Source organism: Promicromonospora sukumoe (assembly GCF_014137995.1).
Taxonomy (GTDB): Bacteria; Actinomycetota; Actinomycetes; order Actinomycetales; family Cellulomonadaceae; genus Promicromonospora; species Promicromonospora sukumoe.
Map to the genome: position 1 here is coordinate 179,757 of NZ_JACGWV010000002.1, position 21,091 is coordinate 200,847.

At 74.6% G+C, this 21,091-nt stretch carries 11 protein-coding genes; 6 read left to right on the plus strand and 5 right to left on the minus strand.

Annotation, left to right across the window (positions count from 1 at the left end):
• Positions 1 to 36 precede the first annotated feature (36 nt).
• On the minus strand, positions 37 to 1,206 hold the full coding sequence (locus FHX71_RS18075; RefSeq protein WP_182618924.1) for an acyltransferase family protein: 1,170 nt from the start codon (positions 1,204 to 1,206) through the stop codon (positions 37 to 39).
• A 228-nt stretch (positions 1,207 to 1,434) separates the two neighbouring features.
• A complete protein-coding gene (locus tag FHX71_RS18080; RefSeq protein WP_312877105.1) occupies positions 1,435 to 5,295 on the minus strand; it encodes an Rne/Rng family ribonuclease in 3,861 nt (1,286 codons plus the stop codon).
• A 449-nt stretch (positions 5,296 to 5,744) separates the two neighbouring features.
• On the opposite strand from FHX71_RS18080, the gene FHX71_RS18085 reads away from it, so the two are divergent.
• The 4 genes from FHX71_RS18085 to FHX71_RS29405 all read left to right on the plus strand — a co-directional run bounded on the left by FHX71_RS18085 (position 5,745) and on the right by FHX71_RS29405 (position 13,040).
• Positions 5,745 to 7,241 (plus strand): cytochrome ubiquinol oxidase subunit I, encoded by a 1,497-nt coding sequence (locus FHX71_RS18085; RefSeq protein WP_182618926.1) that lies wholly within the window; start codon positions 5,745 to 5,747, stop codon positions 7,239 to 7,241.
• 78 nt (positions 7,242 to 7,319) lie between these two features.
• Complete coding sequence (cydB, locus tag FHX71_RS18090) at positions 7,320 to 8,369, plus strand: cytochrome d ubiquinol oxidase subunit II (protein WP_182618927.1); 1,050 nt, start codon at positions 7,320 to 7,322, stop codon at positions 8,367 to 8,369.
• Positions 8,370 to 8,403: 34 nt separating this feature from the next.
• Positions 8,404 to 10,683 (plus strand): ABC transporter ATP-binding protein/permease, encoded by a 2,280-nt coding sequence (locus tag FHX71_RS18095; RefSeq protein WP_246403320.1) that lies wholly within the window; start codon positions 8,404 to 8,406, stop codon positions 10,681 to 10,683.
• Complete coding sequence (locus tag FHX71_RS29405) at positions 10,680 to 13,040, plus strand: amino acid ABC transporter ATP-binding/permease protein (RefSeq protein WP_246403322.1); 2,361 nt, start codon at positions 10,680 to 10,682, stop codon at positions 13,038 to 13,040. Before FHX71_RS18095 ends, FHX71_RS29405 begins: the two co-directional genes overlap by 4 nt.
• A gap of 181 nt (positions 13,041 to 13,221) precedes the next feature.
• On the opposite strand, the gene FHX71_RS18110 is transcribed toward FHX71_RS29405, so the two are convergent.
• Positions 13,222 to 14,463 (minus strand): sensor histidine kinase, encoded by a 1,242-nt coding sequence (locus FHX71_RS18110; protein ID WP_312877106.1) that lies wholly within the window; start codon positions 14,461 to 14,463, stop codon positions 13,222 to 13,224.
• The gene (locus tag FHX71_RS18115; RefSeq protein ID WP_182618928.1) at positions 14,456 to 15,142 is read right to left on the minus strand and encodes a response regulator transcription factor; all 687 of its coding nucleotides are present in this window, start codon (positions 15,140 to 15,142) and stop codon (positions 14,456 to 14,458) included. Before FHX71_RS18115 ends, FHX71_RS18110 begins: the two co-directional genes overlap by 8 nt.
• Positions 15,143 to 15,230: 88 nt before the next feature.
• On the opposite strand from FHX71_RS18115, the gene FHX71_RS18120 reads away from it, so the two are divergent.
• Both FHX71_RS18120 and FHX71_RS18125 read left to right on the plus strand, forming a co-directional pair.
• Positions 15,231 to 15,980 carry an ABC transporter ATP-binding protein gene (locus FHX71_RS18120; RefSeq protein ID WP_182618929.1) on the plus strand — a complete coding sequence of 250 codons (750 nt, stop codon included), beginning with the start codon at positions 15,231 to 15,233 and terminating at the stop codon, positions 15,978 to 15,980.
• The gene (locus FHX71_RS18125) at positions 15,980 to 18,688 is read left to right on the plus strand and encodes an FtsX-like permease family protein (protein ID WP_182618930.1); all 2,709 of its coding nucleotides are present in this window, start codon (positions 15,980 to 15,982) and stop codon (positions 18,686 to 18,688) included. The genes FHX71_RS18120 and FHX71_RS18125 overlap by 1 nt, the downstream gene beginning before the upstream one ends.
• A gap of 518 nt (positions 18,689 to 19,206) precedes the next feature.
• On the opposite strand, the gene FHX71_RS18130 is transcribed toward FHX71_RS18125, so the two are convergent.
• Entirely contained in the window at positions 19,207 to 20,961 is a 1,755-nt protein-coding gene (locus tag FHX71_RS18130; RefSeq protein ID WP_182618931.1) for a phytoene desaturase family protein, read from the minus strand.
• Positions 20,962 to 21,091 lie beyond the last annotated feature (130 nt).

Here is a 21,091-nt window from a genome sequence, read left to right on the forward strand (position 1 = left end):
ACGCCGTCGGCGACCGGGAGGAGAACTACTCGCGGCTTACAGCACCCGCGCCACGCCCGGGACGCGGCGCAGCAGGTAGGCCGCGCCCCAGCAGAGTGGCACCGACAGCGCGAGCAGCACCAGGAACTTCAGTCCGGCCGGGACCACGAGCGGGGACAGCAGCACCGCGACGCCCACCAGCACGAGCGGGTGGATCACGTACACGGCGAACGAGTGCTGAGCGGCGAACCGGGCCCAGGCAGGCTGCCCGGAGAACCGCTCCCGGAACAGGACCAGCAGCCCGAGAGCCGCGCCCACGGCGACGACGTTCTCGACGAGGCTCTGAGCGACCAGGGCGAGGACCCCGGCGTCGGGCGCCGACGCGAGGGCCGAGGCGCCGAGGGCCGGGCCGACACCGACGATCGCGACGATCAGCGCGACGCGGCCCTGCCGCACCGTGAGCGTGGTGAGCCAGCCGCGGCGCGCCGCGAGCAGGCCGACGACGAACAGCAGCACGTACTGCGGCAGGTAGGCCGGCGTCGGGAGGCCGACACCCGTCCAGTACGTACCCAGCGGCACGGCCAGGCGCCAGACGAAGGTCACGAGGGTCAGGGCGGCGACGAGCCCGGCGACCATGCGGAAGGTGACGGGGCGAGCCGCCGCCTCACGGACGACGCCGTCGGCCGCACCGGACAGACCGGCAGCCCCGGACAGCACGCCGCGACGGGCGGCCGAACGGGCCCGCAGCGCGCGGAAGGCCGCGTAGCCGAGCGAGACCACGAGGAGCACCTCGACGAACCACATGGGGCCGGGGTCGCCGGCGGTGAACCAGAACGTGAGGAACGACTCGCCCTGGGCCTGGCGCGCGGGCCACGTCGGCAGGGACAGGACGGGCCGCGCGACCAGCCAGAAGACGACCAGCGGGATGCCGAGCCGGACGATCCGGTCCCGGGCGAACGCGCCCGGCCCCTTGCGGTCCACCGAACCGGGGACGAACAGGCCGGAGAGCAGGAAGAAGAAGCCCATGAACCAGAGCTGGTTCGCCACCACGAAGGCCATGAGCGCGAGGCCGGACAGGCTCTCGCTGGGCTCGGCCCAGTACCACATGGGCAGCGCGCCGTAGGTGAGGGCGCTGTGGTGGGCCAGGACCAGCACGGTCAGCAGGATGCGCAGGTTGTCGACATACCCGAGCCGGGCAGTCATCGGTCTCGCGGCGGTCGTCGTCATCTCGGTCTCCGTCGTCTCGGTCTCGCTTCGTTGGTTCGTTACTCGACTAATGAACCATAGAACGCGCCCCACCCGCAACGGATTTGCCCGACGAGTTCCGGAGGAGTTTCCCGAGGAGTTCCCGGAGCTGCTTCCGGGCACGAAAAAACGAGGGCCGCCACCTCGCGGTGGCGACCCTCGTCCGGATCAGGTCAGCGGCCCATCAGCCGCGCCCAGAATCCCTTCTGCTTAGGCGACCTCGTCGCCAGCTCCTTTGGGCGGTTCCGGCTGCCCGGTGCCGGAGCCCCCCTCCGGCGCATCGCTCGCCGACGACGCGGCGTCCGCCGCGGAGCCGGTGGAGGCGGGTGACTCGGCGGAGGCCGTCGAGCCGGAGCTCGACGGGCCCGAGTGGGCCGCGGGGAGCTGGATGTCGGCCAGGGTGGACGGACCGTCCTCCCCCGCTTCCTTCGTGTCGTGCGTCTCGTGCGCGTGCTGCGCCGCGGCGGCGATCGTCGCGAGCGTGGCCTTGACGGCCTCGCGCGCCTCGGACCGCTCCTCGGGCAGGCTGGCGACCGGCGCCGCCTGCTCGGGTGCGGGAGCAGCCTTCTCCTTGGTCTCCTTGCCGCGCTTCCGGCGGGAGCGCGCGGCGCGCGGGCTCTCCTCGACCGGTGCGGAACCGCCGGAGCCGGCGCCGGAACCCGGCTTCTCGATGGGCTCCTCGTGCACGATGAAGCCGCGGCCCTTGCAGTGCTCGCAGGTCTCGGAGAACGCCTCGACGAGGCCCTGACCCACGCGCTTGCGCGTCATCTGGACCAGACCCAGCGAGGTCACCTCCGCCACCTGGTGCTTGGTGCGGTCCCGGCCGAGGCACTCGACCAGGCGACGCAGCACCAGGTCACGGTTGGACTCCAGCACCATGTCGATGAAGTCGATGACGATGATGCCGCCGATGTCGCGCAGGCGGAGCTGCCGCACGATCTCCTCGGCCGCCTCGAGGTTGTTCCGCGTGACGGTCTCCTCGAGCGTGCCGCCCGCACCGGTGAACTTGCCGGTGTTGACGTCCACGACGGTCATGGCCTCGGTGCGGTCGATGACCAGCGAGCCGCCCGAGGGCAGCCAGACCTTGCGGTCCATGCCCTTGGCGAGCTGCTCGTCCACGCGGTGCACCGTGAACACGTCGGTGTTCTCGACCCACTTGGACACGCGCTCGCGCAGGTCCGGGGCCAGCTCCTCGACGTAGTGCGCGATCTCGTCCCACGCGCCCTCGCCCTGCACCACCAGCGACGAGAAGTCGTCGTTGAAGATGTCGCGGACCACGCGGATCGCCATGTCCGGCTCGCCCTGCAGCAGGGCCGGGGCGGACGCCTTCTTGGACTTGGCCTGGATGGCGTCCCACTGGCCCTGCAGGCGCTCGACGTCGGCGCGCAGCTCGTCCTCGCTGGCCCCCTCGGCGGCGGTGCGCACGATGACGCCCGCGCCGTCGGGCACGACCTCGCGGAGGATCTTCTTGAGGCGCGACCGCTCGGTGTCGGGCAGCTTGCGGCTGATGCCGGTCATGCCGCCGCCCGGCACGAACACCAGGTACCGGCCGGCCAGGGTGACCTGGCTCGTGAGCCGGGCGCCCTTGTGGCCGATCGGGTCCTTGGTGACCTGCACCAGGACGGAGTCGCCCGACTTCAGCGCCTGCTCGATCCGGCGCGGCTGACCCTCCAGGCCCGCCGCGTCCCAGTTGACCTCGCCCGCGTACAGCACGGCGTTGCGGCCCTTGCCGACGTCGACGAAGGCGGCCTCCATGGAGGGCAGCACGTTCTGGACCCGGCCCAGGTACACGTTGCCGGCCATCGACGCCTGCGACTGCTGCGAGACGTAGTGCTCCACGAGCACGCCGTCCTCCAGCACCGCGATCTGCGTGCGGCCGTCCTTCTCGCGCACGATCATCGACCGCTGCACCGACTCGCGGCGGGCCAGGAACTCGGCCTCGGTGATGATCTGGCGACGACGGCCGTGGTCGCGGCCCTCGCGGCGACGCTGACGCTTCGCCTCCAGGCGCGTGGAGCCCTTCAGCGCGGTGACCTCGTCGCTGCGGCTGGAGCGTGCGGCGGCGGCCTCGGCGCGCTCGCCGCGCGTGCCCCGGCGACGACGGCGCCGACGACGGCTGCCGCCCTCACCCTCACCCTCACCGTCGGCGTCCGCGGCGTCCTGGCCGGAGTCCTCGGCGTCGCCGTCCTCGTCCTCGGCGCCCTGGGCGTCCTCGTCGGACTCGTCGTCCTGGTCCTCGTCGGCCGAGTCGTCCATGTCGTCCGTGCGGTTGGCGCGGCCGCCACGGCGGCCCCGTCCGCCCCGGCGACGACGGCGGCGCGACGGGCGCACGTCCTCGTCGTCGTACTCCTCGAAGTCCGCGGGGGCGAGCTCCTCGAGCTCGACGCCCTCGGCGACCAGCTCCTCCTCGATGGCGCCGACCTCGTCGACCGCTGCCGCGTCGTCCTCGCTCAGGTCGGCGACGACGAACTGCGGGGCGGCCGGGGCGGCGGCCTCGTGGGCCTCGACCGCGGTGTCGCCGCTGGTCGCGGCGTCGGCCGGCGCGCTCTCCTGTGCGGGCTCGGCCGTGGCGGGCTCGGCCGCGGCGGTCTCCGCGGCGGCGCGCTCGGCCGGATCGGTGCTCGGACCCGTGCGGCGGACGGCCCGGCGCGAGCCGGACCGGCGCGTGCGGGGTTCCGCCACGGTCTCCGCGCGTGCCTCGGCGGGCGCATCGACGGCAGGCGTCTCGACAGCGGGCGCCTCGGCGACCTGCTCGGCGGCCCGCTCTGCGGTCCGGCGAGAGGGGGCCTCGGTCCGGGCGGCGGGCCGCTCGGGCACGGACTCGACCGGGCGGGCGACCGGACGGGCGAACTGCGGCGTCAGGTCACGCGGCGGCCCGGCCGGGGCCTGCGCGCGGCGCGACCGGCGCGCGGCCGAGTCGTCCGGCGCCTGGAAGAGCAGCGCGGTCGTGGCCAGGCGCGGGACGCGCGTGCCCGACGTCGTCGCGGCGGGCGACGTCGCGGGCTGCGCGGGCGCCTCCGGCTGCTCGAACGCGGGACGGCGGCCGCCGCGGCGGGTGCGGGACCGGGTCGCGGGCTCGGCCGGGGTCTCCTCGACGGGAGCCTCGGGGGCTGCCGCCGCGGGCTCGGCCGGCGTCTCGACGGCCTGCTCGGCCTCGGCCGACGCGGGCTTGCGGCGCGACCGGCTGCGCTTGGGAGCCGGCTCTGCGGCGGGCTCGGCCTCAACCGTGACCTCCGCCGTGGTCTCGGCCTCAGCCGTGACCTCGGTGGACGGCTCGGCCGTGACGGCCTCCGCCGTCGGCTCGGCCTTCTTGCGCGTGCGGCGCTTCGGCGCGGCCTTGTCCGCCGGGGCGGACGCGTCGGCGGCCGGGCCGCCGGGCAGCACGATGTCGTCGAGGCTCGCGACCTCGCGGGCCGGCGCCTCGGCGGGCGCGACGGGCTGCGGCAGGTCGAGGTCCAGCGGGGCGGCCTGCTCGGCGGGGGCCTCGGGCTCGGCGACCAGCTCGGTGACGGGCTCCGCGACGGGCTCGGCGGCGACGGCGGCCTCCGGCTCGGCGGGGGGCGTCGTCTCGGCGATCGCCTCAGGCGTGGTCTCGGCCTCCGGCTCGGCCACGACGGCCGGAGCCTGCTCCGTGACATCCGTCTCAGCGACGACGGGCTCCGCCGCGACCGGCTGGACCGGCGTCGGCTCCTCGGCGGGCGCCTGCGCGGCGGCCGCCTCGGGAGCGGGAGCGGTGGGCGAGGAGACGCCGCGCGTGGCGCGGCGGCGCGGGCGCTTGGCGGCCGGCTCACCGGCCGCGGGGGTCGCGGACGTCGCGACGGCGGCGGTGCCGCCCGTGGTCACGGGCTGGCTCTCCACCGGCGCGGCGGGGGCGTCGGAGGGGCCGACGACGATGGGCTCCACGTGGGAGGCCGTCGAGACGACGGACCGTGTGGCCCGGCGACGCGGGCGCTTGGCCGGCGCAGCGTCCGCCGGAGCCTCCCCACCAGTGGTGACCTGGGCGTTCGCCTCAGGTGCGTCGTGATCATCCTGTGACCCGATGGTCGAACCGGTGGTGCTGGAAGGCGTCACGTGAGGTGCTCCTGTAGCCGGTGTCCGCTCCACACCTTGCGGACCGCCAGGCGGTCGGTCGTCCGGTGGATGTATCGCGGCGAAGCGACACATCTGGACGGAAGTCTCGGCTGCGGCCCTGTTCCTGCGATCTTCGCGGACGCCTGCGGCCACGTTCTGTCGTGACTGCGGCACCGCGTGCGGATCGCGGGCAGTGATGGACTCTGCAGTCCACGCAGGGATGTGGCCTGCGCGGGTCCGACCAGTATCGCACAGGAGACCATGCCCGCACCGCCCGCACGTGCGCCTGGGGCAACACCGAGCAAAACAGCGCTCCAAGTGCGTGTACAGTGCCTTGTGAAGACATTCACAAGCGACGGATTCACCCCGCGGCAACGCGCGGACCTGGCAGATCAGGCCTAGCGTCCGAAGGGAAAGAGCCGTACGGAGACACACCACAGGAGCCCGGAGTGGAAGCTCTCGACCTGGCACGCTGGCAGTTCGGCATCACCACCGTCTATCACTTCATCTTCGTCCCGCTCACGATCGGGCTGGCGCCCCTCGTGGCGATCATGCAGACCGCCTGGGTCCGGACCGGGAACGAGCGCTGGCTGAAGCTGACCAAGTTCTTCGGCAAGCTCTTCCTGATCAACTTCGCGCTCGGCGTCGTGACCGGCATCGTGCAGGAGTTCCAGTTCGGGATGAACTGGAGCGAGTACTCACGGTTCGTCGGCGACGTGTTCGGCGCCCCGCTCGCCATGGAGGCCCTCGCCGCGTTCTTCATCGAGTCGGTCTTCCTCGGCGTCTGGATCTTCGGCTGGGACCGCGTCAACAAGAAGGTGCACCTGGCCAGCATCTGGGCCGTGGCCGTCGCGGTGAACCTGTCGGCCTTCTTCATCCTGGCCGCCAACTCGTGGATGCAGCACCCCGTGGGCGCCCGGTACAACCCGGAGACGGGCCGCGCCGAGATGGAGTCGATCTGGGCGATCCTCGCCAACAACACGCTGTGGGCGGCCTTCCCCCACGCCGTCGCCGCCGCCTTCCTGACCGCCGGGACCTTCGTGGCCGGCATCGCCGCCTGGTGGATGGTGCGCCTCGCCCGGACCAAGCAGCCCGAGTCCGTCGAGCTCGCCCGGAACGTGTACCGCCCCGCCGTGATCCTCGGCACGGTCGTCATGCTGATCTCCGGCGCCGGCGTGGCACTGTCCGGCGACGTCCAGGGCAAGCTCATGTTCGAGCAGCAGCCGGGCAAGATGGCGTCCGCCGAGGCGCTGTGCGAGGGCGAGGAGGCCGCGAACTTCTCGATCCTCACGATCGGTGATCTCTCCAACTCCTGCGAGGGCGTGCGGCACATCCTGGAGGTGCCCGGCCTGGCCAGCTACCTCGGCACGGGGCACTTCTCCGGCCCGGAGAGCTTCCTGCCCGGCGTCAACGACGTGCAGGAGCAGTACTCCGAGAAGTTCGGCGCCACCGACGAGGCCGGCAACCCCATCTCGTACACGCCGAACCTCGCGGTCACCTACTGGAGCTTCCGGCTCATGATCGGGTTCGCCGCCGGATCCGCGCTGCTGGCGCTGGCCGCTCTCTGGTTCACGCGCGGCGGCCGGGTCAGCGACAACAAGTGGCTCGCCCGCATCGGGATCGCCGCGATCCCCACCCCGTTCATCGCCTCGTCGTTCGGCTGGATCTTCACCGAGATGGGCCGCCAGCCCTGGGTCGTCGCCCCGAACCCCACGGGGATCGACCAGATCCGGCTGCTCACCATGAACGGCGTCTCCGAGGTGGTGAGCCCGGGCATGGTGCTCGCCTCGATGATCGTGTTCACCCTGCTCTACGGCGTGCTGGCCTTCGTCTGGTACCGGCTCATGCACCGGTACGCGGTCGAGGGCGTGCCCTCGACGGTCCGCGACGAGTCGCCCGAGGCGGCCTCGGACGGCTCCGACCGGCCCCTCTCGTTCGCCTACTGACCGCGAGCGCCTCATGTCCCCTGAACTGACGCAGACCAGCCTCTTGCAGACCAGCCTCATGAAGACAAGGAAGTGACCGTGGACCTCGCACTCGTGTGGTTCTTCATCATCGCGATCCTGTGGACCGGGTACCTCGTGCTCGAGGGGTTCGACTTCGGCGTCGGCATGCTGATGTCGATCCTGCCGCGCGGCAGGGCCGAGCACCGGGAGAAGGAGCGGCGCGTGCTGGTGAACAGCATCGGACCGCTCTGGGACGGCAACGAGGTGTGGCTGATCACCGCGGGCGGTGCCACCTTCGCCGCCTTCCCCGAGTGGTACGCCACGATGTTCTCCGGCTTCTACATCCCGCTGCTGCTGATCCTCGTGGCGCTCATCGTGCGCGGCGTCGCCTTCGAGTACCGCGGCAAGATCGCCGGCACGGCATGGGCGCGGCGCTGCGACGTCGCGATCCAGGTGGGCTCGTGGGTGCCCGCCGTGCTCTGGGGTGTCGCGTTCGCCAACCTGGTGCGCGGCGTCCAGCTCGACGAGGCGCACCAGTACGTGGGCGGCTTCTGGGCCCTGCTCAACCCGTTCGCGCTGCTCGGCGGCGCCACGACGCTGGTGCTGTTCCTGCTGCACGGCTCCGTGTTCGTGGCGCTCAAGACCGACGGCGAGATCCGGGCCCGCGCCCGCCGGCTCGCCGGCGTCCTGTCGCTGGTGGCCGTGCTGGTGGCCGGCGGCTGGGCCGTCTGGGCACAGGTGGCGTTCTCCCCCGCCTGGACGTGGGCCGCCGTCGCCGTGGCGGCGCTGGCGCTGGTCGGCGTCGTCGTGACCAACCGGATGGGCCGAGAAGGCTGGGCCTTCGGGCTCTCCGCCGTCTCGATCGTCGCGGCCGTGGTGCTGATCTTCGGCTCCATGTACCCCGACGTCATGCCCGGCCTGGACGGCGGCAACTCGCTGACCATCGCCGAGGCCTCCTCGACCCCGTACACCCTGACCGTGATGACATGGGTCGCCGTGTTCCTCACCCCGCTCGTGATCCTCTACCAGGGCTGGACCTACTGGGTCTTCCGCCGCCGGCTCAGCGTGGAGCACATCCCCGCGCCCGCCGGGCTGACCTGGAAGAAGATCAAGGAGTCGGCGTTCTGAGCCGCAGGCCGGACCGGAACGCGAACATCACGTCATGAAACCCCTCGACCCCCGCCTGCTGCGCCAGGTGCACGCGGCACGCTGGTACGTGGCCCTCACGGTGGGGCTCGGCCTGGCCGCCGCCGGCCTGATCGTGGCGCAGGCCCTGCTCCTCGCCGCGATCCTGACGCCGGTCGTGCGCGGGGACGGCGTGTCCGGACCCGAGCTGGTGCGGTCGTTCGGCTGGCTCGCGCTCGTCGTCGGCGGGCGGGCCGCCGTCGCGTGGGCGCAGGAGCGGTACGCGCTGCGCGCGGCCGCCCGGACGATCGCCGAGCTGCGCCGCGCCGTCGTCGAGGCCTGGGCGGCGCGCGGTCCCCGGGCCGCGTGGCCGACGGCGGACGGCGGGGCGGGCTCGGGCGGGGCTGGCGCGGAAGGGGCCGCGGACGGCGGGGCCGACTCGGTCGGAACGGCGGACGGCGGGGCCGACTCGGCAGAGGCTGACTCGGGACGGGCCGCGGACGGCGGGGCGACGGCCGGGACCGGCCCCGCCGCGACGTCGGGCGGTGGGAGCGGGGCGAGCCCCGAGGCCGAGGTGGCGACCCTCGCGACCCGCGGCCTCGACGCCCTGGAGCCGTACCTCGTGCGGTACGTGCCGCAGCTCGTGCTGACGGCGCTGCTCACGCCCGCCCTCGTGTTCGTGCTGTTCGGCCTGGACTGGGTCTCGGCAGTGATCGCCGTCGTGACGCTGCCGCTCGTGCCCGTGTTCATGGTGCTCGTGGGGCGCCTGACGGCGGGGACGTCCGAGCGGCGGCTCGCCACCGTGGAACGGCTCGGCGCCCAGGTGCTGGACCTCGTCGCCGGGCTCCCGACGCTGCGCGCCTTCGGCCGGTCGTTCGGGCCGGCCGAGCGGGTGCGCGCGCTGGGCGACGCCTCCCGCCGGGCCACGATGGGCACGCTGCGCGTCGCGTTCCTGTCCTCGATGGTGCTGGAGCTGCTCACGACGCTGTCGGTGGCGATCATCGCCGTCGGCGTCGGGCTGCGGCTCGTCGAAGGTGCCATGGAGCTGCAGCCGGCGCTGGCCGTGCTGGTGCTCGCGCCCGAGGTGTACCTGCCGCTGAGGCGGGTCGGCGCGGAGTTCCACGCGTCGGTCGACGGTGTGGCGGCCGTGGACCGGGCGCTCGCCCTCATCGACTCGGGCTCGGGCTCGACGGCGGGTTCGGGTGCTGGTGCTGGTGCTGGTGCCGGTGCCGGTGCCGCTTCCGTCGCCCGGGCGGACGGCGGGGGCGCCGCCGCGCCGTCGTCGGGACGCTCACTCGTGCTGGAGGGGGTCTCCGTGCGGGCCGGCGGGCGCGGGGTCGTCGCGCCGTCCGGGCTCTCGGCACGCATACCGCTGGGTTCCGGCGCGCGCGGGAACGGGCGGGTCGTCGCGCTGCGCGGGCCGAGCGGGTCGGGCAAGTCGACCGCCGTGCTCACGATCCTGGGGCTCCTCGCCCCGGATGCCGGACGGGTCGGCCTGGCCGGGCCCGACGGCGCGTTCCACGACCTCGCGGACCCGGCCCGCGGCGGTCTCGCCGGGTGGTGGGCCGGGCTCACCTGGGTGCCGCAGCGGCCGACGCTGGCGCCGGGGCGGCTGCGCGACGTCGTCCTGGAGGGTGCTGTGCCGGCAGGCTCAGGCCGGGAGGGCTCGGGGCGGGAGGACTCGGGCCGGGAGGACTCGCTCCTGGACGGCGCCTCCGGCGTGGACCGCGACCGGGCACTGGCCGAGGCGGCCCGGCTGACCGGCCTGGACGCCGTCGTCGGCACCCTGCCCGACGGCTGGGACACCCGCATCGGGCTCGGCGGCGTCGGGCTGTCCGTGGGGCAGCGCCAGCGCGTCGCGCTCACCTCCGCCCTGCTCGACGACGCCGGCGCCAAGCCGCTGGTGATCCTCGACGAACCGACCGCACACCTCGACGCGCGCGGCGAGCAGGCCGTGCTCGACACCGTCCGGGCGTGGCGCGACGCCGGCCGGACCGTGCTCGTCGTCGCGCACCGGGCGTCGCTGCTCGCCCTCGCGGACCAGGTGGTCGACGTCCGCTCGGCGTCGGAGGCGGCTGGGCCGGACGACCCGGCACGGACCGGCGAACCGGGCGCAATGACTGGGCTGGGCCTGCCGGGTGGGTCGGGTGAGCCGGGTGAGCCGGGCGCAATGACTGGGCTGGGCGAGCCGGATGAGCCGGATGAGCCGGATGAGCCGGCTGGATCAGGCGGGCCCGCAGGCGCGGCGCAGGACGACGCGCCCGCGGGACACACGGCGGGGCCGGCGTCCGGCCTCGCGGACCGGGAGGCACGATGACCACGCCCCTGACCCGGGACCCGGCCCGCCCGGTCTCCCCCGCGCGAGACACGCGCGACCCGCTGCGGCGCGTGCTGCCCCTGCTGGAGGTGCGCCCGGGCAAGGTCGCGGCCGCGGTCGCGCTCGGCGTGCTGGCCCTGGCCTGCGCGATCGGGCTCGCCGCGGTCGCCGCGTGGCTCGTCGCCCGGGCGTCGCAGATGCCGCCGGTGCTCACGCTCTCGGTCGCGGTGGTCTCGGTGCGGGCGTTCGGCATCGGGCGGGGCGTGCTGCGGTACTGCGAGCGCCTGGCCTCCCACGACGTCGCCCTGCGCGGCATGGCCGCCCTGCGCGCGAACCTGTACGCGCGGCTCGCCGCCGACGACCGGCCCGTGACCGTGCGCCGTGGCGAGCTCCTGGCCCGGATCGGGCAGGACGTCGACGACGTGGGCGACGTCGTGGTGCGTGCGATGGTGCCCGCCGGGGTCGCGGCGGTGACGTCGCTCGGCTCGGTGATCCTGCTGGGGGTGCTGCTGCCGGCCGCGGGTGTGGCGCTGGCGGTGTGCCTGGTGCTGGCGGGGGTCGTGACGCCGTGGCTCGCGGCGCGGGCGGCGGCCCGGACCGAGGCGCGGGGCGCGGCGGCCCGCGGCGAGGTGTCGGCGCTGTCGCTGGGGCTCCTGGAGGAGTCGGCCGCGCTGCGGGTCGCCGGCCGGTTCGACGCACGGGTCGCCGACCTGGACGCGGCGGACGCGCGGCTGTCCGCCGTCGCCGACGACGGGGCCCGCACCTCCGGGCTCGCCGCCGCCCTGGGGGCGCTGGCCCAGGGGCTCGCGGTGCTCGCCTCGCTGGCGTTCGGCATCCCGGCGGCGCTGGACGGGTCGCTGTCGCCCGAGGCGCTGACCGTGATCGTGCTGACGCCGCTCGCCGTGTTCGAGGCGACCGCGGGCCTACCCGCCGCGGCGGTCCAGCTGCACCGCTCGCGCGAGGCGGCACGGCGGCTGCTGGGCCTGCTCCCGGACACGCCCGCGAGCGCAGCAAACGTTACGACCTCCGCGACCTCGAACGTGTCAGAACCACAGGTCCCTCGGGGGACCCGTACGTCTGACACGGTGGGGGCCGCTAGCGAGACGGTGGGGGCCGGCGTCGAGGGGCGTGACCCGGGCGGAGCGCACGTGTCAGACGTACAGGTACCCCGGGGGACCTGTACGTCTGACAACGGGGAGGTCGCGGACGAGACCGCGGGGGCAGGTGTCAAGGGGCGTGACTCGGGCGGGGCGCACGTGTCAGACGTACAGGCACCCCGAGGGACCTGTGGGTCTGACACGTCGGGGGGTGCATCGGGGGTTTCGGGCGGGGACGGCGGGGCGCTACTCGTGCTCGACGACGTCGCCGCGGGCTGGCCCGGAGCCGACGGCCGGCGCGTCGCGGCGGTCGAGGGTGTGTCCCTGACGCTGCGGCCGGGTTCGGTCGTGGCGCTGGCAGGGCCGTCCGGCGTCGGCAAGACGACGCTGCTGATGACGGCGGCCGGGCTGATCCCGGCGGTCTCCGGCGGGGTCGGTCGCAAGGTCGGTCGCGGGGTCGGTGACGGAAGGTCGGCAGTTGGTCAGGTAGTCGGCAGCTCGGACTACCGATCACCTGACGAACTACCGACCGCCGAACTGCCGGTCGCGCGGAGCGGGGGCGGGGGTGGGGACGCTCACGGCGGGGCGTTGTTCGTCGCCGAGGACGGGCATGTGTTCGACACGACCGTGCTGGAGAACCTGCGGGTCGCGCGCGGCGACGTCACGTCGGACGAGGCGCGTGCCGCGCTGGACGCCGTCGGGCTGGGCGACTGGCTCGCCGCGCTTCCCGCAGGGCTGGACACCGTGGTGGGCACGGACGCGGCGGCGGTCTCGGGCGGCGAGCGCCGTCGGCTGCTGGTGGCGCGTGCACTCCTGGCGCCGGCGCGGGTGCTGCTCGTGGACGAGCCCGCCGAGCACCTCGACGGCGCGACCGCTGACGCGCTCGTGGACGCCGTCGCCGCCCACGCCCGTGCGACCGGCCGGGCCGTGCTGCTGGCGACCCACCGCCTCACGCCGCTGACCGTGGCCGACGAGGTGCTGCTCCTCGCGCAGGGCGCGCCTGGGCCCGACGCCGGAACTGCCACCGCCGAGCCTGGCACCGCTGGGCTCGACGCCGCCGGGGCTGGCTTCGCTGGATCTGGCGCCGCCGGACTTGGCACGACTGGGCTTGGCGCCGCTGGAGCTGGCACGACCGGACCTGGCATCGCCGGGGCTGGTGCGGGACCGGGCGCGCCCGCGACCGTCGCTGCTCGCGGGCGGCACGAGGACCTGCTCGCCACCGACCCCGCCTACGCCTGGGCGGCCGCGCAGGAGGGCTGAGGCCCCGTACCGGACTAGGCACCTGCTGCCGCACCGGGCCGCACCCTTGCAGCAGCTGCTCGGCTGACTCCGGTTCAGCAGGCAGCAGACGACCGTCAACCCTTGAGTTGCGGTCGCCCGCGGCCTGCTGAACCGGAGTCAGCGGCGCCGGCCTGCCTCGGCCGCAGATGCATGGTCTCCGTCAGTCTTGCGCGGCGGGCAGGCGGACCGTGACGCGGAGGCCCCCGCCGTCGCGGGGTTCGAGGGTGAGGGTCCCGTCGTGGGCCTCGGCGATGCTCCGCACTATGGCAAGGCCCAGCCCGACGCCGACGTGGTCGGCGTCCACGACCCGACCCGCACCGCTCCCGACTGCGACGCCTCCGCGTGCCCGGCCCGCGGCCGCGCGGCCGGGGCGGGCGCGTTCGCTGCCGCGCTGGAACGGCTCGGCGAGAGTCGCCACGAGCCCAGCCGTGAGCCGCTCCCCCGTGTTCTCGACGACGAGCGTCGCGCCGCCGTCGGACACACTCGTGTGCACCCGCACCGTGCCCGCCCCCGCCCTGCCTCCCCTCGCGCTGCCGGCCCCCGCGCCGCCATCCCCGACCACGCCAGGCCCCACGCCGTCGCCGTCGGGCAGGTTGTGGACGATCGCGTTGTGCACGAGGTTGGTCGTGAGCTGCAGCAGGAGCGCCGGCGACCCCGTGGTCGGGGTGACGTCGCCGGAGGTCTCGATCGTGACGCCGCGGCGTCCGGCGAGCGGGAGGAGCGTCTCGGTGGCCTCCTCGGCCAGGAGGGACAGGTCGACGCGTTCCGGGGTGAACGACCGCTGGTCGGCACGGCTGAGCACGAGCAGGGCCTCGGTGAGGTCGATCGCCCGGGAGTTGACGGCGTGCAGCCGCTCGACGAGGTCGCCGGTGTCGCCGTCGGGGTCCCGGCGGGCGACGTCGAGGAACGTCTGGGCGATCGCGAGCGGGGTGCGCAGCTCGTGGGAGGCGTTGGAGGCGAAGCGGCGCTGCTCGGCGACGTGCGACTCGAGCCGGGCGAGCATGGCGTCGAAGGCGTCGGCGAGCTCGCGGAACTCGTCCCGGCGTCCCGGCAGGTGGATCCGGTGGGCGAGCGAGCCGGCGGTGGCGCGGCGGGCGGCGTCGGTGATCCGTGCCAGCGGGGCGATCATGCGGCCCGCGAGGAACCAGCCGCCCACCAGGCCGAACACCAGCAGGAACGCCATCACGACGAGGGCCGCCGGGATGAACACCCGCGGCCCGACGCCGCCGATGAAGACCTGGGGGTTGGTGAGCTCGCGCAGGGTGTCGATCCCGGCCGAGGGCGACAACCGCAGCAGGAACACCCACGCGACGCCGAGCACGAGGGTGCCGGCCAGCATGAGGAACCCCGTGTAGCTCAGGGTCAGCTTGAGCCGGACGCTCAGGCCGGGCGCCCTATCCACGGTCGGCTTCCACGGGCGCCGGCACGTCGATCCGGTAGCCGACGCCGGGCACCGTCGCGATCACCCACGGCTCGCCGAGCCGCTTGCGCAGCGCCGAGACCGTGATGCGCACGGCGTTGGTGAAGGGGTCGGCGTTCTCGTCCCAGGCCCGTTCCAGCAGGTCCTCGGCGCTCACGACGCCGCCCTCGGCCGCCATCAGCACGTCGAGCACCGCGAACTGCTTGCGGGTCAGCGGCACGTAGCGGCCGTCACGGTAGACCTCGCGGCGGAACGGGTCGAGGCGCAGCCCCGCGACCTCCCGGACGGGCGGCCGGTGGTGGGCCCGACGCCGGTCGAGCGCCCGGAGCCGCAGCACGAGCTCGCGCAGCTCGAACGGCTTGGTGAGGTAGTCGTCGGCGCCGAGCTCGAACCCGGAGGCCTTGTCGTCGAGCCGGTCGGCGGCGGTCAGCATGAGGATCGGCATGCCGCTCCCGGACGCGACCACGCGCCGGGCGATCTCGTCGCCCGACGGGCCGGGGATGTCGCGGTCGAGGACGGCGATGTCGTAGGTGTTGACGCTCAGCAGCTCCAGGGCCGTGTGACCGTCCCCGGCGACGTCGGCGGCGATCGCCTCCAGGCGCAGGCCCGCGCGGATACCGTCCGCCATCTCGGGCTCGTCCTCGACGATCAGCACGCGCATGTCCTCGATGCTACGGAGCCGGGGTATATCGGGGGCGTATGGAAATTCGCATACACGGCGGCAACGGCGCGCTGCCTTGGCTGGGGGCATGTCCTCCAGCAGACGAGCACCGGCGACGGCGGCCGCCCGGCCCGCCGCCGCATCCGGCCCCGCCCCAGCACCCGAAGCCCTCGCGGCCAGCACGCGCGGCCTGACCAAGACCTACGGCCGCGGCGCGGCCCAGGTGCACGCCCTCCGCGGCGTCGACCTCGACGTCCCGCGCGGACGGTTCACCGCGATCATGGGCCCCAGTGGATCGGGCAAGTCCACCCTGATGCACTGCCTCGCCGGGCTCGACCGGCCCAGCGGCGGCACCGTCGCAGTCGGCGGCACGGACCTCGGGTCCCTCGACGATGACGCCCTGACCGTCTTCCGCCGCGAGCGCATCGGCTTCGTCTTCCAGTCGTTCAACCTGTTGCCGATGCTCACCGCGCGGCAGAACATCCTGCTCCCCCTGGAGCTGGGCGGCCCCCGGGTCGACGACGACGCGCGCGAGCGCGCACAGCGCCTCGCCGACAGCCTGGGTGTGGCGGACCGGCTCGACCACCGGCCCGCGGAGCTCTCGGGCGGCCAGCAGCAGCGCGTCGCCATCGCGCGGGCGCTGGTCACGCGCCCGAGCCTGGTGTTCGCCGACGAGCCGACCGGGAACCTGGACAGCACGACGTCGGCGGAGGTGCTGGACCACCTGCGCCGGTCGGCGCGCGAGCTCGGCCAGACGGTCGTCATGGTCACCCACGAGCCCGACGCCGCGGCGTACGCCGACGACGTCGTCGTCGTGCAGGACGGGCTGATCGCCTGATGCGTACCGTCTTCCTCGCCTCCCTGCGCCGGCACCTGCGGCGGTACGTCGCGGCGGCGACCGCCGTCGTCGTCGCGGTCGCGTTCGTCGTGGCGGTCGGCGTGCTCACGACCGGGGCGCAGAGCCGGATCACGGCCGGCGCGGGGGCGCAGTTCGCGGGCGCCGACCACGTGGTCCGGGGCCTCGGCACCCAGAACGCGATCACCTACGCCGCGCAGCACGGGGACGAGGTCGCCGTGCTCGGCTCGGCGACGCTGCCGCTGCGGGCGGGCGACGCGCAGGCCCCCGGCAAGTTCGTCGGGTCGATCGCGGACACGCCGCGGCTGCGCTGGCAGACGCTCGACTCGGGCCGCTTCCCGGAGCGGGCCGGCGAGGCGGTGATCGACGTGTGGACCGCCCAGGACATGGAGATCGCGGTGGGCGACCAGGTGACGCTCGGCGCGGGGTCCGCCGCCGTCGACCTGCGGGTGGTCGGCATCGTGGCGGCGTCCGCGAACCTGGGGCAGGCCGCCGTCTACATCACGTTCGAGCAGCTGCTGCACTGGCGCGACGACGACAGCCTCCTGCTGGACCAGGCCGCCGTCGTCGGTGACACGGGCCCGCTGCCCGACGGCGCGACGGCCGTCACACCCGAGCAGCACGTCGCCGAGAGCATGGCCCTGCACACCAACAACGTGAACACGCTGTCGCTGATGCTGCTGCTGTTCGCAGGTGTGGCGATCCTCGTCTCGGTGCTGGTCATCACCAACACGTTCGCGATCCTGTTCGCCCAGCGGGTGCGGGACTTCGCGCTCCTGCGCTGCGTCGGGGCCACGCGCCGGCAGGTGCTGGGGTCGGTGCGGCGGGAGGCCGCCGTCGTCGGGGTGCTCGCCTCGCTGGGCGGGGTGCTGGCCGGCACCGGGCTCGGGTACGGCCTGGTCGCGGTGGTCGACGCCGTCACCCGGAACAGCCCGCTCGCCGCTCCCCAGCAGCCGCCGGGCTGGTGGCTGCTGGGCGGGTTCGTGATCGGGCTGGTGGTGACGGCGGTGGCGTCCTGGCTGCCGACCCGGCGCGTCGTGCGGGTGAGCCCGCTCGCGGCGCTGCGGCCCGACGGCGCTGTCGACGTGCGGACGGGAGCTGGCCGCACCCGGGTGACGCTCGGGGCTCTGCTCGTGGCCGGCGGCGGGGCGCTGCTCGCGGTGGCGGTCGCCCGGGGCAGCGCGGTGAGCATGGTGACGGGCGGCGGCGCGCTGTTCGCGGGCGTCCTGCTCCTCGGGCCACTGCTGGTCCCGCTGCTGGTGCGGGGCGTCGGGGCGCTGCTCGGCCCCGGCGGGCGCCTCGCGACCGAGAACGCCGTACGCAACCCGCGCCGGACGGCGACTACCACCGCGTCGCTGCTGGTCGGCGTCACGCTGACGACGGCGGTGCTGACCGGGCTCGCGAGCACGCGCGCGTCGGTCGAGGCGAACCACGGCACGGCGCACCCGCTCGACGTGGCGCTCACGTCGTGGGACGAGCCGCTCGACGCCGACGTGCTGGAGCGGGTGTTGGGCGTAGCCGGGGTGGAGCGGGCGATCGTGGTCGAGGGGGTGCTGGTTGATGTGGGTCCGGGCGGGGGTGGCGGGGCGGGCGGCGCGGCCGGAGCGGACGACGCCGTCGGGGCGGGCGACGACGTCGACGGCGGGGGCGGCGTCGGCGAGGGCGACGCGCGCGACGACAAGGTCGGAGCCGGTGACGACAAGGTCGGAGCCGGTGACGACAAGGTCGGAGCCGGTGACGGCAAGGTCGGCGCGAGCGCGGCCGGGGCGGGTGACGCCGACACGGCCGGGGCCGGCGACGTCGGCGCCGAGCGACCGCTGCTGCTGCTCGGCACGCCGGACGCGGACCGGGTCGCCCGCGACGGCGGCGCGTTCGCCCGGGTCGAGCCGGGCACGGTCGCGCTCGACGCCGACGTGTACGGCGACGACCCGGCGGACCGGCTGGGCGACGGGACCGGTGACCTCGTGACGGTGAGCGCCGTCGGCGACGGGAAGGCCGACGCCGCCGCGGAGCCTGAAAGCGCTGCGGACACCCCGGGGGCCGACGGCCCCGCGCAGACGGAGCTGCGGGTCACCACCGGCACAGGCTGGGGCGGCGCCGGCGTCGTCGCGCCGGAAACACTGACCGCGCTCGGTTCGCCGCGGGTGCACGCCGTCTGGGTGCGTGCCGCGGCCGACGCCGACCCGGTCGCCTTGCTCGGCGACCTCGACACCCTCGCTGACGACGTCGGCGCCGACGTCGACAACGGGCTGCGCGCCGAGGCCGCGGACGGCCAGCTGCTGGCGACGATCACGGCCGCGACGCTCGGGCTGCTGGGCATCTCCGTGGTGATCGCCCTGATCGGTATCGCGAGCACGCTGGGGCTCTCGGTGCTGGAACGGGCTCGCGAGCACGCCGTGCTGCGCGCGCTCGGGCTCACCCGCCGGCAGCTCCGGCGGATGCTGGCCGCCGAGGCCGTGCTGCTGGCGGTGTCGGCCGCGGTGCTGGGCACCGCGCTCGGGGTCGGCTTCGCCTGGGTCGGCTACGAGACATTCCTGACGACGGCGCTCGACGCCGCGACCTGGCGCGTCCCGTGGCTCGCGCTGGCCGCCGTGGTGCCGGTCGCGGTCCTGGCGGGGCTGCTCGCCGCCGTCGTCCCGGCCCGCCGAGCCGCGGCGGTCACCCCGGCAGCCGCCCTGGCCCTCGACTGACCTGCTGCTGATCTGCCCGGCTGACCACTGCCCGGCTGACTCCGATTCAGCAGGCCCCAGGCGACCGTCAACCCTCGGGATATGGTCCGCCAGAGCCTGCTGAACCGGAGTCAGCCGGACCTGGCCACGACGCCGCCGTGAGCCCTGCCGGCGTCAGAGGGCCGAGCCCTCCAGGCCTGCCCCCGCCGCGGCTCGGCCCACCCGTCGTTGACCACAGCAGTTGCTGCCACCGGGGCCCTCGGCTGGTAGCAACCGCTGTGCTCAACGCCGTCGTCCTGACGCCGCCCAGCCGCGCACCGCCCCGTCATCCCCGGTGTTGACCACAGCGGTTGCTGCCACCGGGGCCCTCGGGCTGGCAGCAACCGCTGTGGTCAACACCGCCGCCCGACGACGTCCGCCCGCGCGACGCCGCCTCGCGGGTTGGTGTTGAGCACAGCAGCTGCTGCCAGCAGGGGCCGCATCCTGGCAGGAACTGCTGTGGTCAACACCGTGAGGTCGGGCGGTGGGGCAGCAGAGAGTCAGAGGGCCGGGGTCTCCAGGACCGCCATCGCGGCGGCTCGGCCCGGGATGCCGCTGACGCCGCCGCCGCGGCGGGCGCCGGCGCCCGCGAGCAGCACCCTCGGGTGCGCCGTCGCGACGCCCCAGCGCTCGGCGGCACCCGTTGCCGCCCCGGGGTCGACCCAGGTCGCAGCCCCGCTGGCGGCTCCGGCGTCCGCGCCTGACCCGCCCGCCGCACCCGCTGCTTCGCCGACGGCGGAGCCGGGCCCGTCCTCCGCGAACGGCCAGGTCAGGTCGCGGTGGAAGATGTGCCCGCCCGGCAGACCGACGTCGCCCTCCAGGTCCACTGGGGTGCGCACCTCGAGGCAGGGCGCGCCGTCGGCGTCGAGAGCGAGCACGTCCTCGATGGGCTCGGCCAGCACGGTGTTCAGCGACGCGAGGGTGGCCGCCAGCGCCTGCTCGCGGGCGCCGTCGGGGTCCGCGCGGAAGAGCCGGGCCGGCATGTGCAGCCCGAACAGCGTGATCGTCTGCGCGTCGGTCCCGGCCAACGACGGCCCGAGGATCGTCCGGTCGGACAGCGTATGGCAGTAGATCTCGCTGGGCGGCAGGTCGGGGATGCGCCCGGCGGCGGCCTGCGCGTACGCGGTCTGGAGCTGGGTCAGCGACTCGTTGACGTGCAGGGTCCCGCTGAACGCGGCGACCGGGTCGACGTCGTCGCGCAGGCGCGGCAGCCGGCTGAGCAGCATGTTCACCTTGAGCTGGGCGCCCTCGGGCGCGGCATCGGCGACACCGGCACCACCAGCACCAGCACCAGCACCACCCACCACCCCACCCGAAGCAGCCCCCCGCCCCGCTCCGGCCAACAACCGGTCCAGCTCCGCCGGCGCGCAGCCCGCGAGCACGTGCCCGGCGGTCACGCCCCCGGTGCGCCCGTCGGCGTCGGTCCAGGCCACCTCGGCGCCCACGGCGCCGGGGTCGACGGCGGTCACCGACGCGGACGTGACGATCGTGGCGCCGGCCGCCACGGCGGCGTCGCGCAGGGCGCCCGAGACGGCGCCCATGCCGCCCACGGGGACGTCCCAGTCGCCGGTCCCGTTGCCGATCACGTGGTACAGGAAGCAGCGGTTCTGCCTCAGGGACGGCTCGTCGACGTCGGCGAACGTGCCGATCAGGCCGTCAGTGGCGGCGACGCCGCGCACGACGTCGTCGGCGAAGGTGCGGCGCAGCACCTCACCGAGGGGCTCCTCGAACAGGGCGCGCCAGGCCTCCTCGCCCACGCCGTCGGACACGAGGCGACGGACGGTGGCGCGCGGGAGCAGGGGCTCGGTGAGGGTGGGCGCGAGGCGGCGCGCCACCTCGGCGGTCATCGCGTAGAACCGGCCCCAGGCCTCGTGGTCGGCATCGGAACCGGTCAGGCGACGGAAGGAGGCGCGTGTGGCGGCCTCGTCCTGGGTGTCGACCAGCAGGCCGCCGTCGGCCACGGGGGTGTACGACGACCAACGACGGCGGACGAGCCGGATCGGCAGCCCGAGCTCGTCCACGACCCGGTGCGGCAGGAGCGAGACGAGGTAGGAGTAGCGGGACAGACGGGCGTCCACGCCGGTGAACGGGCGGGCCGAGACGGACGCGCCGCCGACGTGGTCCGCGCGCTCCAGGACGAGGACCGAGCGCCCGCCGCGGGCCGCGTAGGCCGCTGCGGTGAGGCCGTTGTGACCGGCGCCCACGACGACGACGTCGTACCGGGCGCGCAGGGTGTCGAGCAGGGAATCGGACATGCACGCCATGGTGACACGGGGCACTCATTGCCAGGAACGTTCCATCACAAGACGGTATGTGACCTAATCGTGACATTTGAACGGGAGACGAGTACGGTCGATCTCGCCGCTCCAGCAACGGGTCGGTCCA

Excerpts from the sequence above, each read along its gene's own strand:
- FHX71_RS18130 (WP_182618931.1), bottom strand. The coding sequence starts at position 20,961 with ATGTCCGATTCCCTGCTCGACACCCTGCGCGCCCGGTACGACGTCGTC.
- FHX71_RS18120 (WP_182618929.1), top strand. The coding sequence starts at position 15,231 with ATGTCCTCCAGCAGACGAGCACCGGCGACGGCGGCCGCCCGGCCCGCC.
- FHX71_RS29405 (WP_246403322.1), top strand. The coding sequence starts at position 10,680 with ATGACCACGCCCCTGACCCGGGACCCGGCCCGCCCGGTCTCCCCCGCG.
- FHX71_RS18125 (WP_182618930.1), top strand. The coding sequence starts at position 15,980 with ATGCGTACCGTCTTCCTCGCCTCCCTGCGCCGGCACCTGCGGCGGTAC.
- FHX71_RS18115 (WP_182618928.1), bottom strand. The coding sequence starts at position 15,142 with ATGCGCGTGCTGATCGTCGAGGACGAGCCCGAGATGGCGGACGGTATC.
- FHX71_RS18075 (WP_182618924.1), bottom strand. The coding sequence starts at position 1,206 with ATGACGACGACCGCCGCGAGACCGATGACTGCCCGGCTCGGGTATGTC.
- FHX71_RS18095 (WP_246403320.1), top strand. The coding sequence starts at position 8,404 with ATGAAACCCCTCGACCCCCGCCTGCTGCGCCAGGTGCACGCGGCACGC.